At 68.1% G+C, this 18,443-nt stretch carries 16 protein-coding genes and 1 pseudogene; 6 read left to right on the forward strand and 11 right to left on the reverse strand.

The features are described 5' to 3' along the window. Positions 1-86 precede the first annotated feature (86 nt). From egtB to ACM14_RS15280, 3 genes are all read right to left on the reverse strand, one after another. Positions 87-1,385 (reverse strand): ergothioneine biosynthesis protein EgtB, encoded by a 1,299-nt coding sequence (egtB, locus tag ACM14_RS15270; RefSeq protein ID WP_013801532.1) that lies wholly within the window; start codon positions 1,383-1,385, stop codon positions 87-89. Continuing rightward, on the reverse strand, positions 1,372-2,430 hold the full coding sequence (gene egtD / locus ACM14_RS15275; RefSeq protein WP_065346611.1) for an L-histidine N(alpha)-methyltransferase: 1,059 nt from the start codon (positions 2,428-2,430) through the stop codon (positions 1,372-1,374). Before egtD ends, egtB begins: the two co-directional genes overlap by 14 nt. Before the next feature lie 388 nt (positions 2,431-2,818). Continuing rightward, on the reverse strand, positions 2,819-3,433 hold the full coding sequence (locus tag ACM14_RS15280) for an OmpW family protein (RefSeq protein WP_013801530.1): 615 nt from the start codon (positions 3,431-3,433) through the stop codon (positions 2,819-2,821). 230 nt (positions 3,434-3,663) lie between these two features. Here ACM14_RS15280 and ACM14_RS15285 point away from each other — a divergent pair, with 230 nt between their 5' ends. From ACM14_RS15285 to ACM14_RS15295, 3 genes are all read left to right on the forward strand, one after another. Then, the gene (locus tag ACM14_RS15285) at positions 3,664-4,179 is read left to right on the forward strand and encodes a sigma-70 family RNA polymerase sigma factor (protein ID WP_065346612.1); all 516 of its coding nucleotides are present in this window, start codon (positions 3,664-3,666) and stop codon (positions 4,177-4,179) included. After that, positions 4,176-5,213, forward strand: coding sequence for a DUF4880 domain-containing protein (locus ACM14_RS15290; RefSeq protein WP_065346613.1), 1,038 nt, complete (start codon positions 4,176-4,178; stop codon positions 5,211-5,213). The genes ACM14_RS15285 and ACM14_RS15290 overlap by 4 nt, the downstream gene beginning before the upstream one ends. A 102-nt stretch (positions 5,214-5,315) precedes the next feature. Further along, a complete protein-coding gene (locus tag ACM14_RS15295; protein ID WP_065346614.1) occupies positions 5,316-7,787 on the forward strand; it encodes a TonB-dependent siderophore receptor in 2,472 nt (823 codons plus the stop codon). A gap of 253 nt (positions 7,788-8,040) precedes the next feature. On the opposite strand, the gene ACM14_RS15300 is transcribed toward ACM14_RS15295, so the two are convergent. After that, on the reverse strand, positions 8,041-8,424 hold the full coding sequence (locus ACM14_RS15300) for a hypothetical protein (protein WP_083571187.1): 384 nt from the start codon (positions 8,422-8,424) through the stop codon (positions 8,041-8,043). Positions 8,425-8,614: 190 nt separating this feature from the next. Here ACM14_RS15300 and ACM14_RS15305 point away from each other — a divergent pair, with 190 nt between their 5' ends. Next, positions 8,615-8,872 (forward strand): helix-turn-helix domain-containing protein, encoded by a 258-nt coding sequence (locus ACM14_RS15305; RefSeq protein WP_065346616.1) that lies wholly within the window; start codon positions 8,615-8,617, stop codon positions 8,870-8,872. A 173-nt stretch (positions 8,873-9,045) separates the two neighbouring features. Beyond that, positions 9,046-9,666, forward strand: a complete 621-nt coding sequence (locus ACM14_RS15310) for a glutathione S-transferase family protein (RefSeq protein ID WP_034396003.1) — start codon at positions 9,046-9,048, stop codon at positions 9,664-9,666. 127 nt (positions 9,667-9,793) lie between these two features. Here ACM14_RS15310 and ACM14_RS30735 read toward each other — a convergent pair. Continuing rightward, positions 9,794-9,991: pseudogene (locus ACM14_RS30735) on the reverse strand (nucleotidyltransferase); the annotation flags it as partial. Between the two features lie 292 nt (positions 9,992-10,283). Between ACM14_RS30735 and ACM14_RS15315 the strand changes: the two are divergent. Next, positions 10,284-10,538, forward strand: coding sequence for a hypothetical protein (locus ACM14_RS15315; RefSeq protein ID WP_012206639.1), 255 nt, complete (start codon positions 10,284-10,286; stop codon positions 10,536-10,538). Positions 10,539-10,572: 34 nt separating this feature from the next. Here the strand turns inward: ACM14_RS15315 and ACM14_RS15320 are convergent, their stop codons facing one another. The 6 genes from ACM14_RS15320 to ACM14_RS15345 all read right to left on the reverse strand — a co-directional run bounded on the left by ACM14_RS15320 (position 10,573) and on the right by ACM14_RS15345 (position 18,376). Next, positions 10,573-11,379: a hypothetical protein gene (locus ACM14_RS15320; protein WP_065346617.1), complete on the reverse strand. Its 807-nt coding sequence runs from the start codon at positions 11,377-11,379 to the stop codon at positions 10,573-10,575. A 32-nt stretch (positions 11,380-11,411) separates the two neighbouring features. Beyond that, on the reverse strand, positions 11,412-12,020 hold the full coding sequence (locus tag ACM14_RS15325) for a hypothetical protein (RefSeq protein WP_065346618.1): 609 nt from the start codon (positions 12,018-12,020) through the stop codon (positions 11,412-11,414). Between the two features lie 307 nt (positions 12,021-12,327). Further along, the gene (locus tag ACM14_RS15330; RefSeq protein ID WP_012206642.1) at positions 12,328-13,305 is read right to left on the reverse strand and encodes a DUF808 domain-containing protein; all 978 of its coding nucleotides are present in this window, start codon (positions 13,303-13,305) and stop codon (positions 12,328-12,330) included. Positions 13,306-13,433: 128 nt separating this feature from the next. After that, on the reverse strand, positions 13,434-14,666 hold the full coding sequence (locus ACM14_RS15335) for a VWA domain-containing protein (protein ID WP_012206643.1): 1,233 nt from the start codon (positions 14,664-14,666) through the stop codon (positions 13,434-13,436). Further along, positions 14,663-17,242 (reverse strand): DUF5682 family protein, encoded by a 2,580-nt coding sequence (locus ACM14_RS15340; RefSeq protein WP_065346619.1) that lies wholly within the window; start codon positions 17,240-17,242, stop codon positions 14,663-14,665. The genes ACM14_RS15335 and ACM14_RS15340 overlap by 4 nt, the downstream gene beginning before the upstream one ends. A gap of 51 nt (positions 17,243-17,293) precedes the next feature. After that, the gene (locus ACM14_RS15345) at positions 17,294-18,376 is read right to left on the reverse strand and encodes an AAA family ATPase (RefSeq protein WP_012206645.1); all 1,083 of its coding nucleotides are present in this window, start codon (positions 18,374-18,376) and stop codon (positions 17,294-17,296) included. Positions 18,377-18,443 lie beyond the last annotated feature (67 nt).

Raw genomic sequence — 18,443 nt, forward strand, 5'->3', positions numbered from 1 at the left:
GGAACTCCCTCGGATCATTGAGGCCGACGATGCTACTGCATGCGCTGGCGCGCGATGCAATGCCAGGCAACGCGGCACGGGCAGGCTCAGGCCAGGTCCCTTGCCAGCCGCAGGCCGGTCATCTGCCAGCGCGCCTGGGTGGGGAAGAAATTGCGGTAGCTGGCGCGCGCATGGCCGGGCGGCGTGAGGCAGGAGCCGCCACGCAGCACGTACTGGTTGACCATGAACTTGCCGTTGTATTCACCCACCGCGCCCTCGGCCACCACAAAGCCCGGGTAGGCGGTGTAGGCCGACTGGGTCCACTCCCAGACCTCGCCCAGCGCATGGCTGCCGGGCTGCATGGCGCGCGGGTGCACGGGGCCGGGCGGCTCGCCGTGCTGGGGGCGCTGCGCCATCTGCGCGGCAAGGGCCGCCTCCCATTCCGCCTCGGTGGGCAGGCGCGCGCCGGCCCAGCGCGCATAGGCATCGGCCTCGAAGTAAGAGAGGTGGCAGACGGGCCTGCGCCCGTCCAGCGCCAGCGCGCCATGCAGGCTGAATTCCTGCCACATGCCGTCCATCACGCCGCCGGCCTGGCGCCGCCAGTACCACGGGTGCTCCAGCTGCTGCGCGCAGCGCCAGTCCCAGCCTTCGGCCAGCCACCACTGCGGCTGGGCATAGCCGCCATCCTTGACGAAGCGCAGGAACTCGGCATTGCTCACGGGCCGCTGCGCCATCTCGCAGCCCTGCAGGAACACCTCGTGGCGCGGGCGCTCGTTGTCGAAGGCAAAGCCCTCGCCCGCATGGCCCACGGCATGCATGCCGCGCGGCACGGTCAGCCACTGCAGCGGCGGGGGCAATCCATCGGGCTCTTGCGGCGCAGGCACGCCCTCTTCCTGCGCCCGGTACGCAGGCCACAGCGGGTGGCAGGACAGCAGGTGCTTGATGTCGGTCAGCAGCAGTTCCTGGTGTTGCTGCTCATGCTGCAGGCCCAGTTCCAGCAGCGCGGCCAGCCGTGCAGGCGGCTGCGTGCCCCAGTCCTCGAACATCTGCAGCATGCGCTGGTCCACGGCCTCGCGGTAGGCCAGCACCCGCGCCAGCGAGGGGCGCGTCAGCAGCCCGCGCTGGGCACGCGGATGCCGCTCGCCCACCTGCTGGTAGTAGGAGTTGAACAGCACGCGAAAGTCGGCATCGAAGGGCGGCACGCCGGGCGCGTGCTCGGCCAGCACAAAGGTCTCGAAGAACCAGGTCGTATGCGCCAGATGCCATTTGGCCGGGCTGGCGTCTGGCATGGACTGCACGCAGGCATCCTCGGCCGACAGGGGCGCGGCCAGCAGCACGGTGCTCTGGCGCACGGCCTCGTAGCGCTGCACCCAGCGGAAGACGGCGGGCATTTCACGCATGGGCATGGATCACGGCAAACCACTGGCGCTCATCCGTCCAGACCTGGCAGGGCCCGAAGCCCGCGCAGGCCAGCATGCCCAGGAATTCGGGCAGCGGGTACTTGTAGCTGTTTTCGGTGTGGATGGTCTCGCCGGCCGAGAAATGCCGCAGCCCCTGCGGCCAGCCCACGATCAGTGGGCGGCGCGCGCGCAGGTGCATCTCAATGCGCGAATGCTCGGCGTTGAAGAAGGCCACATGCTCCCAGTCGTCCGGGTTGAAGTCGCTGCCCAGAAGGCTGTTGACGTGGCTGAGCAGGTTCAGGTTGAAGCGCGCCGTCACGCCCTGTGCATCGTCATAGGCGGGCTCCAGCCATTGCGTGGACTTGGGCAGGTCTATGCCGATCAGCAGGCCGCCGTCGTCGTTGACCATGGCACGCATCTGGCCCAGCATGCGCTGGGCCTGTACCGGGTCGAAATTGCCGATGGACGAACCCGGATAGAACAGCAGCCGCCCGGCCTGCGGGATATGGGGCGGCAGGGTCAGCGGCTCGGTGATGTCGGCCGTGACGGCATGGGCCTGCAGCTGCGGAAATTCCTCGGCCAGCCGCCGCACGGACTGGCGCAGGAATGCGCCCGCAATGTCCACGCCCACGAAATGCCGTGGCCGCAGGCTGCGGCACAGGGCGCGCACCTTCTCGCAATTGCCGGCGCCCAACTCGATCAGCACCTCGCTGCCGCGCAGGGCCTCGGCCATGGCGGCGCCAGAGTCGGCCAGGATGGCGGCCTCGGTGCGCGTGGGGTAGTACTCGGGCAGCCGCGTGATCTGCTCAAACAGGTCGCAGCCGCGCGCGTCGTAGAGGTATTTGGGAGAGACCTGGGCCTGGGGCTGCATCAGCCCGTGCTGCAGTTCGGCGCGGGTCGCGCGCAGTGCGTGGTCCGCCCATTCCGGGGCCACCTCGCGCCTGCTGCCCTGGGCGGGCGCACGCGGCGCCGAAGGCAAAGGCAGCGGCACGCGCTGGGCGCGCGATGCCAGGGCAGAGGAAGACACGGTCGAGTCGTGGGCAGACAGCATGGTGGGGGCCTCGCGTTGTGCGCCGCCCGCCGCAGCATGGTGAATGCCGCATCCCGGCTTGCAGCAGGGCGCGGTCGCCAAGGGGCGGACAGCCAATGGTGACTGACGCCTGCAAACGGCAAGCGAGCCTCGCAAGACTCGCACCGGCAGGCCGAGGCACCAGCCTAGGCGCCTGCCCATGGCATGCGGGTAGGACAGTTTCCCCCGCGCGTGATTTTTTCGTGACCTGTCCGGTAGTGCGCCGCAGCATGTTCGCAGCAGGCGAAAGCGCCGGTTCGGACGAAAAAAATCCGGTATGCCGCGAACGGCATACCGGACCAAGTACCCATCCTTGCCTCACTACGCGCTGCCGGATGAAGCAGCGCGTGCCTCACTCATGATCAGGAGATCAGAAGCGATAGCCCAGTCCCACACCGACCAGCACCGGGTTCACCTTGAAGGTGCCCACCTTGGTGCCGGCGGAGCTCACGTCCGTTTCAATGAAGACCTTCTTCACGTCGAAATTCAGCGACCAGTTCTTGTCCAGCGCGTAGTCGAAACCGATCTGCAGCGCGCCGCCGAAACTGTTCTTCTTGATCGAGGGGTTCAGCGCGGCCTGCACGGCAGGGTTGAAGCTCACGCTCGAAAAGCGGGTGTAGTTCACACCGGCGCCGACGTAGGGCTTGAAGGCGCCGAAATTGGTGAAGTGGTATTGCGCCAGCAGCGTGGGCGGCAGGTGCTTGAGGCTGCCGATCTGGCCCAGGCCGTTGGCACGCAGGTCGTGCTTTTGCGGGTAGGTCAGCACCAGCTCGGCCGCGATGTTGGGCGTGAAGAAGTAGGACACGTCCAGTTCGGGCATCCACTTGTTGTTGATCGACAGACCCAGACCCGTGCTGTCCTTGTTGGCGCTGTCCAGATTCACGGCGCGCACGCGCACCATCCAGGGGCCTTCGGCCTGCTGCGCAAACGCGGCACCCGACGACAGGGCGCAAACGGCAGCAACGGCGAGCAGAGTTCTTTTCATGATGGAGAGTCTTGGAGTAGCCCGGGGCAAATCCCGTAGCTGTATTGCATCAGGGGCGGACGTGGCCGATCTTGTCCTAGCTCAAACCCGAAGGTGCGCAGCCCCGCATGGCCGGATCGCGTTGGATACATGCAACGCATTGCGCGGCGGGCCAGTTGCGGGCAGGCTGCAGCCCTTGCTCAAATAGAATGCGAATCATTATCAAATCCGCATTCCCAGGAACCCGCCCCATGGCCGCCGCGCCTTCGCACCCAGACATCGCCCTGCTCTACAGCGACCACCACGGCTGGCTGGTGGGCTGGCTCAGGCGCAGGCTGGGCAATCCCTGCGATGCGGCCGACCTGGCCCAGGACACCTTCGTTCGCGTGCTGGGCAAGCCCCAGTCCCTGCATGGCGTGCGCGAGCCGCGCGCCTGGCTCACCACCATCGCCCACGGCCTGGTCGTGGACCACACCCGCCGCGCCGCGCTGGAGCGCGCCTGCCTGGACGCCATCGCCAGCCTGCCCGAGCCGCTGGCGCCCTCGGCCGAGGAGCGCCATCTGCTGATCGAATCCCTGGTGCGCATGGACAACCTGCTGGCCGGCCTGCCGCCCAAGGCCCGCAGCGCCTTTCTGCTCTCTCGCCTGGAAGGCCTGAGCTACCCGGAAATCGCCCTGCAGCTGGGCGTGTGCCTGAGCTCCGTCGAGAAATACATGGCCGCCGCCATACGCCACTGCCTTGCCCTGCGCAAGGAACTGACGGCGTGAGCGCAGACCAGGCCCCCCAGGCGCTGGAACAGGCCATTGCCTGGGCAGTGCGGCTGGCCTCCGGCACGGCCACCGATGCCGACCGCGCCGCCTGCCAGGCATGGCGCAGCAGCCACGCCGCGCACGAACAGGCCTGGCAACAGGTCCAGGCTGTGGAGGCCCAGTTCGCCCTGCCCGCCGGCCAGGCGGGACTGGCCCACGGCGTCCTGCGGTCCACTGGTCCAGGTCCGGCGCGAGGCCGGCGCGCAAGCCTGCAGCGGCTGCTGTTCCTGGGCCCCGCTGCCCTGCTGCTGGGATCCATGGCATGGCGTTGGGCTGCACCGCGCGAGCAGATCGCGCTGGGCACGGCCATCGGTGAGCGCCGCAGCACCCTGCTGGCCGAAGGCAGCCGCCTGCACCTGGCACCGGACACGCTGGTGCAGGTGGATTTCACCTTGCTGCGCCGCGTGGTCCGCCTGGCACGCGGCGAGATCTTCATCGACACCGGCAGCGACCCGAGCTCCCTCGCGGGCCGACGCTCCTTCTGGGTGGAAACGCCGCTGGCCCGCTTCGAGGCCCTGGGCACCAGCTTCGGGGTGCGCCACGAAAAACACCCGGACACGGCCACGCGCCTGTACGTCACCGAAGGCCGCGTGGCCATCCATGTCAGGGCGCTGGACGGCACTGCGCCAGGCCCCCTGGACGCCATCGTCGCCACCTCCGGCGAAACCCATGTGCTGCACGCCGGCCAGCACCGCCCTGTTCGCCTGCCCGACGAAGGCCTGGTGCCCGACGCATGGACCGACGGCGTGCTTGTCGCCCGCCGCATGCGCCTGGACGCCTTCGTGACCGAGCTGTCACGCCAGACCGGCATTCCCATGGAATGCGCCGACGACGTGGCTGCCCTGCATGTTTCAGGCGTATTCCAGCTGGACGGGCCGGATCCGGCGGGTCGTGCGCTGGCCGCCATTGCCCGCACGCTGCCTGTGCGTGTGGAGCGCGGACAAGGTGCGGCCAGCGGTGCCCACAGCGCCATGCGCCTGGTCAAAGCCTGATCCGGAATTTTTTCAGGCAGTCATTACGGGTTTCACACCGCCCGTTCGGCATAGGAGCAAAGACATCGCTTTTTCCTTTGCCGCTTCTCAAGGACTGCCTCCATGCCCAGCCTGCCCAGTACCCGCCACGCTGCCCATCCGCCCTCCTGCACACGCCCCACGGCCCTGGCCACGCAGGCCTTGGCGCTGGGCCTGTTGATCACGCTGGGCCTGCCAGCGACCGCTCTGGCCCAGAGCCCGAGCTCCGCCCCGGATGCCAGGTCCATCCGGTTCGACCTGCCGGCCGGTGATCTGGAGACCAGCCTGCACAGCCTTGCGCGCCAGGCAGGCATCACCCTCTCGTTCGATCCAGCCCTGGTCCAGGGCCGACAGTCGGCGGCGCTGAGCGGCATGCGCGGCGTGCACGAAGGGCTTGCCGCCCTGCTCGCCCCGCACCAGCTGCAGGCCACGCGCACGGCCGAAGGCGGCTGGGCCGTGCACCGTGCGCGGCCCGGGGCCGCGGCCGAGCATGCACTGCCTACCGTGAACGTGCTGGCCGATGCCGAGCATGAAAGCGCCTGGGGCGCCGTGCCCGGCTACGCGCCACGCCGCAGCGCCTCGGCCATGAAGATGGATGTGCCGCTGCTGGAGACGCCGCAGCAGGTCAGCATCATCGGCGAGGCCCAGATCCGCGACCAGGCCATCTCCAGCGTGGCCGAGGCCGTGCGCTACAGCGCGGGCGTACGTCCCATGGACTACGGCGTCACCGATGACGACGTGGCCGTGCGCGGTTTCTATCTGACCGGCACGGGCCTGTACCGCGACGGCATGCGCATGGTCCACAACGGCTTCATGACCAACCTGGAGCCATATGGGCTGGAGCGGCTGGAAGTCGTGCACGGCCCGGCCTCGGTGCTGTACGGCCAGTCCGCGCCCGGGGGCCTGATCAATGCCGTCACCAAGCGCCCGCGCGCCGGCATGCAGCGCGAAGTGGGCGTGGAATTCGGCAGCCACGACCGGCGCCAGCTCACGGCCGACATCGGTGGCGCCATCAATGAACAGGGCACGGCACTGGCCCGGCTGACCGTGCTCAAGCGCGAATCGGGCACGCAGTGGAATGGCCTGCGCGCCGATCGCAGCTACATCGCCCCCTCCTTCACGCTGCTGGGCGAGCGCACCAGCCTCACCCTGCTGGCGCAGTACCAGGAGGACGAAACCGGCTTCGTCATCCCCTACTACCGCCAGACGCCTGCGGGCTGGTCGGCCACGGACATCAACGTCAGCGGACCGGGATCTGGCCACCACAAGCGCAATGCCAGCGTGGGCTGGCTGCTGGAGCACCGCCTGAACGACCAGCTCACGCTGCGCAACAACCTGCGCTACCTGGACGGCCGCAACGACCGGCGCGAGATGCGCAACCGGGGCCTGACGGCCGACCAGCGCGGCATGGCACGCCTGGCCATGGTGCGGCCCGACGCCGAACAGACCTGGGTCATGGACACGCAGATCGAAGGCCGCCACCGGACGGGTGCCGTCTCGCACCAGTGGGCCGTGGGCTTCGACTACTACCGCTCCAGGCTCGACTGGCGCATCTACTCGCTCAACGGCGCCGTGGCGCCGCTGGACCTGGTCAACCCCATCCACATCGCGCCGAACTGGAATGACAACTACCTCAGCGACCGCGCGCTGGCCCGCACGCATCAGGTGGGTCTGTACGTGCAGGACCAGATCAAGTTCGGCGAGCGCTGGGTGCTCAGCGCCGGCCTGCGCCGCGACAGCGCACGCATAGACACCGACTACGACGCGCGCGCCGCAGCCAACGCGCCCTTCGCCATCACCACCGTGCGCCGCACCGACAGCGCAGTCACCGGGCGACTGGGCCTGATCTACCTGGCGCCCAGCGGCCTGGCTCCCTATGTGTCCTTCAACAACTCCTTCCAGCCACCGCTGACCACGGTCACGGCCACCGACGCCAACGGCAGGCCCTACGAGCCCGAGACCGCGCGCCAGTTCGAGGCCGGCCTGCGCTACGCGCCGCCATCGGCCGGCTACACGCTCGGCGCCGCCGTGTTCGACCTGCGCAAGCGCAATGTGCGCACGCCATCCACACTCAACCCTCGCTTCGACGTGCAGACCGGCGAAGTGCGCAACCGGGGGCTGGAGCTGCAGGCCCAGGGCGAGATCGGCGGCGGCTTCTCGGCCATTGCGGCCTATACCTACCTCGACTCCAGGGTCACGCGCAGCAACAACGCCATCGAGATCGGCGCGCGCCCCGGCGCCACGCCGCGCCATGCCGCATCGCTGTGGGGCAAGTACCAGCGCGGCGCCCTGGAGCTGGGCCTGGGCCTGCGCCACATCAGCGCCACGCCTGGCGAGCTGCCCATGGACGGCGTGAAGACCCCCATGAACGACGCCTACACGCTGTGGGACGCCATGGCCGCCTACACCACCGGCCCGTGGCGCTTCTCGGTCAACCTCAGCAACCTCACCGACAGGCAGTACCGCACGCAATGCAACACCTTCCGTGGCGGCGCGCAATTTTGCGCGCTGGGCTTCGGGCGTGAGGTGCGTGTGGCTGCGGCCTATCGGTTCTGAGTGCCGCCATTGCTGCCCGCCAGGGCGGGACCAATGCAGGCCCCGCTCTTGGAACAACGCCTGGCGGACAGCAACAGACAGCCCACTCGGCATGCATCTGCAGCACGCTCGGTGCAGCTTCCATCCGGCACAGCGCATCGCGGACCTGCTCGTCTGGATCGGATGGCGTTGGATGCATGCAACGCATTGCGCGGCAGGCCAGCGGCCACCGATGTGTGATGCCGGGTTCTAGGTGCGAGGCCGTGGCTGCGGCTTACTGGTTCTCGGCGCGGCCATTGCTGCCGGCCAGGAGGGCCTCCGTGCAGGCCCCGCCCTCGGCAAAACGCCTGGCAGACAGCAACAGATAGCTCACCGCGTAGAGGATGGGATCGTCGTTGTCGTCGCCATGGAGCCGCCCGACCAGGGCGATGATCCGCCGCAGGTTCAGAGACAGATCGTTCAGCAGGCAGACCACCGGCGCGGCCATGTGCACCAGGCCCGCCGCATGGTGGGCCTCTTCGTGGTAGCGGTGCAGCAGATCACGGACAGCAGAGATTTCCGGGCTTTGCACGCGCTCGGCATGCATCTCCAGCACGCTCAGTGCAGCGCCCATCTGGCACAGCGCATCGTTGACCTGCTCTTCGCAATCGCATGGCATTGCGCCGTCGCAGTTGCATTGGTGCATTGACTACGTCCTCCCCCTGATTTGCGTGAACTCTTGCCAAGGCTTTTTTGGCGCGCGCCAACATATTTGGCTCAATCTATCGAAGCCAATTATTTTGCTGAATATATTCAACAAATCACCAATTGCCTAGAGCGAACCTTGCTGAATATTTTGAGCAAGCAACGTGGAACCAGATCAGGCATTCGGACAGGCGCTGCGCAGCCTGAGAACAAAGCGCAATTGGTCGCAGACAGACTTGGCTCTGCGCGCAGACATGGACCGTTCTTATGTGTCGTTGATAGAGTTGGGCCGCAACAGCCCAAGCATCCGCATGCTGTTTCAGCTTTGCGATGCCCTGGACATCACGCCGTCTGCATTGATCAAGGATGTGGAGAAGCGCATGAAGGTGATCGGTCAGGGCAGGGACCCGGCCGGCGATTGACGGCTCCTTTCGACAGGACAGGAAGCCGGGCGCTGTAACACCCCGGACCGGCATAAGCAAAGACGCAGATGCCGCTTGCACGGCCGTGCGATACGCACTAAGTTGGAGGGCCGGCCCGGCCATCGGCGCCGGCTGCAGAATCTGCACGTATCCCATTCCTGCCCGTCTCTTTCATGACCACCCTCAAGCTCTACTACGCGCCCGGCACCTGCGCCCTGGCCACCCGCATCGCCCTGATCGAAGCCAATGCGCCGCACGAAGTCATCAAGCTCGACTTCCCCAAGGGCGAGCAGCGCAGCCCCGAATACCTGGCCATCAATCCCAAGGGCCGCGTGCCCGCCCTGGTAACCGAGCGCGGCGTGCTCACCGAAACGCCGGCCCTGCTGGCCTACGTTGCGCGCCGCTTCCCCGAGGCCCGGCTCGCCCCGCTCGACGATGCGTATGCCTTTGCCCACATGCAGGATTTCCACAGCTACCTGTCCTCCACCGTGCACGTGGCCCACGCCCACGGGCGCCGCGCAGGCCGCTGGGCCGATGACGAAGCGGCCATTGCCTCCATGCAGCGCAAGGTGGCAGCCAACATGGCCGAATGCTTTGGCGTGATCGAGCGCCATTACCTGGGCGATGCCCCCTGGGTGCTGGGCTCGGACTATTCCGTGGCCGACGCCTATCTGTTCACCATTGCCGGCTGGCTGGAAGGCGACGGCGTGGACATCGCCGGCTTCCCCAAGGTGCAGGCGCATTTCAAGCGCATGGGAGAGCGCGCTGCCGTGCGCGGGGCGCTGGGGAGCTGAGAGGGGGAGGCTGCCCGCGATACCCGCAATGAAGGTGCTTGGTCAGGTATCTATCGCAGGTTTGCGGCAGATGCCGTTCACTTGCCGATTCATCAGGAAGGAACGCTGGCGCGCAATGCCTTGCCCACATCGGCAGCGCCTCGGCCAGCACCTGGCTGCGGAAGGCCTCCGGCAAGGCACTGGGCGTCAGCCCATCGACCGACATGCCCAACAGGCGCTGCAGTTCCTCCTGGATGGCGGCCTCATCCATCAGGGTCGCACGGTGGGACTTGACCACATGGCGAATCCCGGTACGGTTCAAAGCCAGCGCTTCGGAAGGTTTCATACCTTCCTCGCCATGCATGGCCATCGCACAGCAGATGCCGCGTCGAGTGCATCCACTCCAGGTCGCCGGGTCAAAGCGCCTTGCAACCGCCTCGGCACATCCGCCACATTCAACAGAAAACTCAGCATCTCCGAAAACCATTCGTAAATTCTTCTTGGCAGTCCACCAAGCCCCGGACCTCTACCGCCGTCCGCAAGCCTTGCCTACAGTCGCCAGGACAGGCAGGGGCGTTGCACAAGGCGGCGCCTTTTCGCCATTCCAGAAACGACGGATTCAGACGACAGGGTGGAGCATGCAAAGACAAGCCAGGGTGATTGCCATCAACAACCAGACGGGGCTCATCGGCCTGCAGCCGGAGGGAGAGGACAGCTGCGTGCTGGCGCAGCAGCTCGATACCCGCCCCGTGAATACGGGCCAGATGCTGTCAGGGGAGATGGACAGCGTGGGCATGGAGACGTTTGTGAACGCGCAGACGCAGGACCGCATCGAGGTCTTCGTGGAGGCCTACGGGCTGTCTGCGGAAGCCGTGGAGCTCGCCCTGCGCTGAGCGGGCTGCAGGGCGGAATGTGCAGGTGCCAGCGTCAAGGCCGCGCCCACTGCGCCAGCGTGTGCCGAGCCAGGGCCTCGACATCCAGCGGAGACTGCGGGTCTAACGCAAGCTCTCCCAGCATCACCATGGCCTCGGGGATCTGGTTTCGTTCGCGCAGCACCATGGCCTTGTTCAGGAGCAGAAAGCCGCGGGTCTCGGCATCGGGGCCGGCCTTCAGGCCGCTGTCCAGCAGAGCGAGACGTTTTGCGGGGTCGTCCTCCAGATGGGCGGCCGTCTTCCAGGCGGGAGCGAAGCCGGGCGTCTCGCGGGTCATGGCCAAGGCGGCCTGGCGCGTCTTGTCGCGGTCGGTTTCCCACTCCAGGGCAAGGTAGCGCAGGTAGGTGCCTTGGGGGAGCTTGCCGTCACGCTCCATGCGCAGGCTGTGCACGGCCGTCTTGGCGGTGAAGAAGCCCCTGGGCGCCAGTGCATCCACGCGCCGGTAACGCCGATAGGCCGCGTCAAAGTCCTTTTGCAGCAGGTAGGTGAATGCAGCGTCGTAGACGGGATAGGGCCAGCGGGGCGCCAGCTTCGAGGCGGTCTCGAAATGTGCCAGGGCGGCGCGGTAATCGCCGTTCTGCCCTGCAGCGCGGCCCAAGGCATGGGCATCGCGCGCGGCCTGGTTGACGGGTGTGGCGGAGGGCAGTTCCCAGCTGAAGCGGCCATCGGCCTTGTCCAGGTCGCTGCGCCTGAGCACGCGGCCGGCGCTGTCCTTGAACACGATGTCGTCGGCCGCCAGGGCAGGAGCCGGCGCCAGCAGTTGCAATGCCACAGCCGCGGCAGCAAGCAAGGAGAACTTCATGGTGTATCGGGCCTTGTTGGGAAGCCCCGATATTAGGGCGCAGCCCCTGTGGTGCTGACGGCAGGCAGGGATTCCACTGCGCAGGCAGGCGGGGCAGGCCGGCTCCTGGCCCGGCCGCGCTTGCGGGCCAGGTGATTCATTTGCCATTCCAGCGATTCGGTGTCGAAGTCGAAGGCGTCGAGCAAGGCAATGGCCTTTCTGGCCTCCCTGAAGTCGATATCCGTGATGGGCGGGCCATGCATCAGCGACAGGTCATGCTTGAGCAGCCACTCCTGCAGATCGGCCAGGGCGATGATGGAGACGCCCTGGTTGATGAGCTGTGACGCGCTGACCTGCGCGAGCACGGCCGGCGTCAGTTGCCTGGACGAGCGCAGGCCCAGCACCTGCTTGAGCTTGGCCACCAGCGGCGTGCGCAGCTCGAACTGGGGCAGGCTCTCGAAGTGGGCCAGGGATTCGAGGTACAGCTGCGGCTCCGCGTGGATGGCGGCCAGGTCGTTGGGCAGATGCAGCAGCTCGCAGATGCGGTTGAGCGCCGTGCGCGCGCGCTCGGTGCTGAGTTTCTCGGCCCTGCCCGCTTGCGCGAGCGTGCAGCCGGCGATGACGGACCGCAGCACGCTGGCCTTGGTGAGGTTGGAAATCATGGAGTCCCCCTGATGAACACCCAGGGACCGGTGCGGATGCGAATTCAGCCGCCCGGTCCCGACAACGGCTCCGCTGCGGCAATGGGCCGTTCCCGGAGCCTCGGCGGCCGGCAGGCGCAAACGCGTTGCGCCGCCGCCAAGGGACAGGAGGACGCCTGGCCTTGCGGAGTTCCAGGGGAAATGCACGTGCTTGCGCCCACAGTCAAATGCGATGCGCCGAAGCGAAAATTCCATGCAAACGGGGGCCGTACGGCCCCCGTGGCGTGCCTTGCCGGCTCCAGGGCCGGCGGGCGATGTTTGCCGCGACTCAGCGGCGGCGCAGGCGCTTGATGCCTTCGACAGCCGCCAGCACGATGGCACCGGCCACGATGCCGGCCACCGCGTTGAGCACATTCACCGCCAGCACGCGCCACAGGCCGCCCAGCGCACCCTGGGCCACGGCCTCGCCCAGGCCCTCCACGGCGTGGTGCAGCGCAGGCACGCCGTGCACGAGGATGCCGCCACCCACCAGGAACATGGCGGCCGTGCCCGCAACGGACAGCCCCTTCATCAGCCAGGGCGCGGCGGCGACGATGCCCCGGCCCAGCGCGCGGGCCGCAGCGCTGGCACGCTGGCCCAGCCACAGTCCCAGGTCATCGAGCTTGACGATGCCGGCCACCAGGCCATAGACGCCCACGGTCATGATGAGGGCAATGCCCGCCAGCACGGCCACCTGCTGCCCGAACGGCGCAGAGGCCACGGTGCCCAGGGTAATGGCGATGATTTCGGCCGAGAGGATGAAGTCGGTGCGCACGGCGCCCTTGATCTTGTCCTTTTCCATGGCGACGAGATCGACACCCGCATCGGCATTGGCCTGGGTGAGGCGCTCGCGCTCCACGGCATCTTCCTCGGGCGAATGCAGGAATTTGTGGGCCAGCTTCTCGCAACCCTCAAAGCACAGAAAGGCACCGCCCACCATGAGCAGCGGCGTGACAGCCCAGGGAATGAAGGCGCTGATCAGCAGCGCCGCCGGCACCAGGATGGCCTTGTTGATCAGCGAGCCCTTGGCCACGGCCCAGACCACGGGAATCTCGCGCTCGGCGCGCACGCCCGTGACCTGCTGGGCGTTCAGGGCCAGGTCATCGCCCAGCACGCCGGCCGTCTTCTGCGCAGCCACCTTGGTCATGACGGACACATCGTCGGCCATGGCCACGCTCTTGCGTGCCGCCACCTTGGTCATGAGGGCCACGTCGTCCAGGATCGCTGCAATATCGTCCAGCAGCATCAGCAAACCAGCACCAGCCATCGCATTACTCCAGTGAATTGTTCGGGGAACTTCTTTTTGCCTGGGCGCCATCATGGGGCCTGGGCATGTCCTGCCCATGTAGGAGATGCCCGGCGGCCAGCCCGGTCACGGGGCCGACCGGCCGTGCGTCACTTGCTGGTCTTGAAGCCCTGCCCTGCCGCCCAGGCCGCCACGTCGTCGCGGCGGATGGCGGCGGCCATGAGCTGCGGGAAGGCGTCCGGCGTGCAGGCGAACGATGGCACGCCCAGCGCGGCCAGCTTGGCGGCCAGTTGCGCATCGTAGGCGGGGGCGCCTTCGTCGCTGAGTGCCAGCAGGGTGATGAACTGCACGCCCGACTCCACCAGTTCGGAGGCGCGGCGCAGCAGGCCGCTTTCCACACCGCCTTCATAGAGGTCGGAGATGAGCACGACGATGGCGTTGCGCGGCTCGCTGATCAGGCCCTGGCAGTAGCCCACGGCACGGTTGATGTCGGTGCCGCCGCCCAGCTGCACGCCGAACAGCACGTCCACGGGATCGGAGAGCTTGTCGGTCAGGTCCACCACCGCCGTGTCGAAGACCACCAGACGGGTAGCGACGGCCGGCAGGCTGGCCATGACGGCACCGAAGATGCTGGAGTAGACGACGGAGTTGGCCATGGAGCCGCTCTGGTCTATGCACAGGATGACTTCGCGCTGCGGGCGGCGCACCTTGCGGCCGTAGCCGACCAGGGTCTCGGGCACGATGGTGCGGTAGTCGGGCTGCCAGTGGCGCAGGTTGGCGCGGATGGTGCGGTTCCAGTCGATCTCGGAATGGCGCGGACGGCGGTTGCGCTGGCTGCGGTCCAGCGCGCCCGAGACGGCGCTGCGCATGGGCTCCTCCAGGCGGCGCATGAGGTCATCCACCACCTTGCGCACGACGATGCGCGCGGTCTCCTTGGTGTTCTGCGGGATGACGGAGCCCAGGGAGATGAGGTCGGCCACCATGTGCACGTCGGGCTGCACATGCTCCAGCATTTCGGGCTGGAGCATGAGTTCGCGCAGGTTCAGGCGCTCCATGGCGTCGCGCTGCATGACCTGCACGACCTGGCTGGGAAAGTACTTGCGGATGTCGCCCAGCCAGCGCGCCACGCTGGGCGAGGAGTTGCCCCGCCCGCCGCGGCGCGAGAGGCCGCCGTCCTTGTTGTCCTCTTCGTAGAGCGCGGCCAGGGCCTTGTCCATCTCGTCGATGGAGCTGCCCTTTGGGCCCAGCCCGCCGCAGCTGGCCTCGGACGGCTGGCCCAGCACCAGGCGCCAGCGTTGCAGGCGGGTGGTGGGCTGGGGGGCGGTCTCCTGCGGGTCGGCGCCGGCAAGGGATGCATCGTTCACGGTGGCAGCGGTGTTCATGGCTGGGCCTCCTGCAGGCGGGTCAGCGGTTGCGCGGGCAGGTTCAGGCCCAGCAGTTGATCGAGTACGGGAATGGCGAGCACGGCACGCGCCTCGTTCCAGGCGCCGTCGTTCCCATCGCCTGCCGCGCCTGCGGCACCCGCGGCACTTGCGGATGCAGCCGCCACGGCCGCACTGCCCTGCCCGCGCCGGGCCTTCTCGCCCAGGCTCTGGCGGTCATGGTTGGAGAAGGCCGAGAAGCTGCGGCGCACCAGGGGCAGGATCTGGGTGAACTGGGTCTCGCCCAGCTGCGCCAGCCAGGCATCGACGGCGCCCCAGATGGCGTCGTCGTGCAGCAGCACCAGGGCCTGGCGGTTGAGAAAGCCGTCCAGCCAGGCGGCGGCGTCCAGCGGCGGCACGCCCAGCGAGAGATTGCGGCCCAGTTGCGTGGCCACGGCCTCGCTGTCCAGGCGGTGGGCATCGAGCAGCAGGCGGCAGGCCGCGCCGCGCAGCAAGGCGGCGCCCGCGTCGCCCATGGCAATGCTGCGCAGGGCGCCGAACCAGGCTTCGCGCGGCTCCTCGGCATCGCGCAGACGCAGGGCCTCGTGGGCCTGCAGCACCGTGGCCTGCATGTGTCTTGCAGCGTCTTCATCCAGCGCCATGCAGGCCAGGGGCAGGCCGATGGCGGCGCGCAGCGCCATGCTGTCGATCACCGTGGCCAGGGCCTGGGTGTCGGTCTGGCGCACGCTGCCGTAGCGCAGCACATTGGCCAGCGGCGGCAGCGCCTGCATGAGCTGGGAGACATCGCCGGTGCTGGCCGAGCGGTCGGCCAGGTCGTGCATGAGGGCATCGACCAGGTGCGGCAGGTCGGCCAGCAGGGCGTCGTCGATGGTCTTGGCCAGCTCGGGCAGCGGGGTCTCGGGCGTCAGCGCCTGGCGCACCTTGGCGGCGGCGGCCTGCACCAGGGTGCCGCCGTAGCGGCTGGCCTCGATGATGCGCACGGCCAGCTCGGGCTCCCACTGCAGCTGCCAGCTTTCGCGGAAGGTGCCACGGTTGCGCTGCTGGTCGGTGGTGACGCTGCCCCACTCTATGCCCAGCAGGCGCAGGCGGTGCAGGAAGTGGCTGCGTTCGCGGTCCGTGTCCTTGCGCAGGTCCAGGGCCAGGACCTTGGCGGCCGCCTCGGGCTTGAGGCGCAGGCTTTTTTGCTGCTGCTCGATGTCGCGCTGCAGCGGCACCTGGGGCACGTCGGCGGGCACGCCGCCGATGCGGTCGCCCACGCTGAGTTCGCGCTCGATCAGGCGCAGCGGCGTGCGCTCGCCCATGCTGATGACGGTAACGATGGCCTCGTCCAGCTCGGGCAGGCCGGGGCTGGCGTGGCCGCGCAGGGCCGCCAGGCTTTCGGCCAGGCGCGTGGCCTCGATGATGTGGGCGCTGGAGCAGTCCAGGTCCTTGGAGCGCAGCAGATGGGCCACGCGCGCCAGCCAGCCGACGGTGCGCTGGGTGCTGGCGCGTGCCGGGTCGGCAGCAAGTGCGGGCTGAGACAAGGACTCGGGCACAGGCTCGGAGCAGCGCCACAGATGTTCATACCAGCCCGGCGAATCCACGCCCGCGCCATAGCCGCTGGACGAGCACAGGTTGCGGTAGGTCCAGGGTGCCCAGGTGGCCTGGACCTTGGCCTTGGGCAGGCCCTTGAGCGTGGCGGCATCGGCCTTGGCGGTGACCTGGGCCTGCAGGGCAGGCACATGCCATGCGCCGCAGACCACGGCAATGCGCTGGTGGCCGGCCTTGACGGCCTCGCGCATGCACTGGCGCATCCAGGCTTCGCGCAACGCCTCGCGCTGGGCATGGCGTTCTCCGCGCACTTCGTTGGGCAGCTCGGCGCGCACCACGGTCATGGCTTCGGCAATGCCCTCGAACAGGGTGGCACCGTCGCCGCGTTCCTCGACCATGCGGTTCCACCAGCTTTCGCCGTCGGGGTAGCCAGCGGCCTCGGCCAGCAGGTCCAGCGGATCGTGCCAGTCCTGCGGGGACGGTGCCGAGGGATCGACGGCCAGGTCGGCAGCCGGCACGGACTGCGTGGTGTCGTCGCGGTCCAGGGCCTCGGCGGCATTGCTCTGGAGCTGGCTGCCGTCTGCCGCAGCGGCGACGGAGTCGGAGCCGGTGTCGGCATCTGCATCCTGGCCTTCGTCGGCCGCATCCGCGCCTGCATCAGCTGCATCTGCTGCCCCCGCCTCGGCCCGGCGCCGCTCCTGTTCGGCCATGTCCAGCGCCATGCGGTGGGTCTGGGGCAGGTCGATGAAACGCGTGGCCACGCCCTGGCGCGCCGCCCATTGCAGGGCCTGCCATTCGGGCGAGAACTCGGCATAGGGATAGAAGGCGGCATGGGCCGGGCTGTCCTGCACATAGACCAGCATGGCCACGGGCGGCTGCAGGTCGGCATGCTGCAGCATGGGCAGCAGGGACTCGCCCTCGGGCGGTCCCTCCACCAGCAGGCAGTCGGGCTGCAGCTGCTCCAGGGCCTGCAGCAGGCTGCGCGCGCAGCCCGGGCCATGGTGGCGGATGCCGAAGAAATGAAGCGGATTGGCAGAGGTGGCCATACAGGGGATGCGCAGAAGGTGCGGTCGGTCAGCGGTACGGGACTGGGGGCTTCAGAGCTGCTCGCGGCAGGCGCGGTACAGGTCCTTCCAGTCGCTGCGCTCCTTGACCACGGTCTCCAGGTATTCCTTCCAGACCACGCTGTCCTGCACCGGGTCCTTGATCACGGCGCCCAGCAGGCCCGAGGCCACATCGCCCGCACGCAGCACGCCGTCGCCGAAATGCCCGGCCAGCGCCATGCCGCTGTTGATGACCGAGATGGCCTCGGCCGTGGACAGCGTGCTGCTGGGCGACTTGACGCGCACGGTCTTGCCGTCTTCGGTCTGGCCGTTGCGCAGCTCGCGGAAGATCTGCACCACGCGGCGCACTTCCTGCAGGGCCGGCGGCTCGGCGGGCAGGGCCAGGGCGCGGCCCTGCTCGGCCACGCGCTTGGTGACGATCTGCACCTCTTCGTCCTGCGAGGCCGGCACGGGCAGGATGACGGTGTTGAAGCGGCGCTTGAGCGCGCTGGACAGCTCGTTCACGCCCTTGTCGCGGTTGTTGGCCGTGGCAATGACCGAAAAGCCCTGCACGGCCTGCACTTCGCTGCCCAGCTCGGGCACGGGCAGGGTCTTTTCGGACAGCACGGTGATCAGCGTGTCCTGCACGTCGGCCGGGATACGGGTCAGCTCTTCGATGCGGGCGATCTTGCCCAGCTTCATGGCATTGACCAGGGGGCTGGGGATCAGCGCCTTCTCGGACGGGCCGTGGGCCAGCAACTGGGCGTAGTTCCAGCCGTAGCGCAGCTGCTCCTCGCTGGTGCCGGCCGTGCCCTGCACCAGCATGGTGGAGTCGCCGCTGACGGCGGCCGACAGGTGCTCGGACACCCAGGACTTGGCCGTGCCCGGCACGCCGTACAGCAGCAGGGCGCGGTCGGTGGCCAGGGTGGAGACGGCGATTTCCATCAGGCGCGGATTGCCGATGTACTTGGGGCTGACCTCGAAGCCGTTGCCGAGCTTGCCGCCCATCAGGTACTGGAGCACGGCCCAGGGCGAGAGCTTCCAGTTGGGCGGACGCGGACGGTCGTCCACCTTGCGCAGGGCTTCGAGTTCTTCGGCGAATTGCTGTTCGGCATGCTGGCGCAGGACTTGGCTCATGGTGTGCTTCCGGGAAGGGGTAAGGGTTGGATTCGGTTCGGTTCGGGGTACGCGGCAGGACGGGCGC

The sequence above is a fragment of the Delftia sp. JD2 genome, from assembly GCF_001682645.1.
Lineage (GTDB): Bacteria > Pseudomonadota > Gammaproteobacteria > Burkholderiales > Burkholderiaceae_C > Comamonas > Comamonas acidovorans.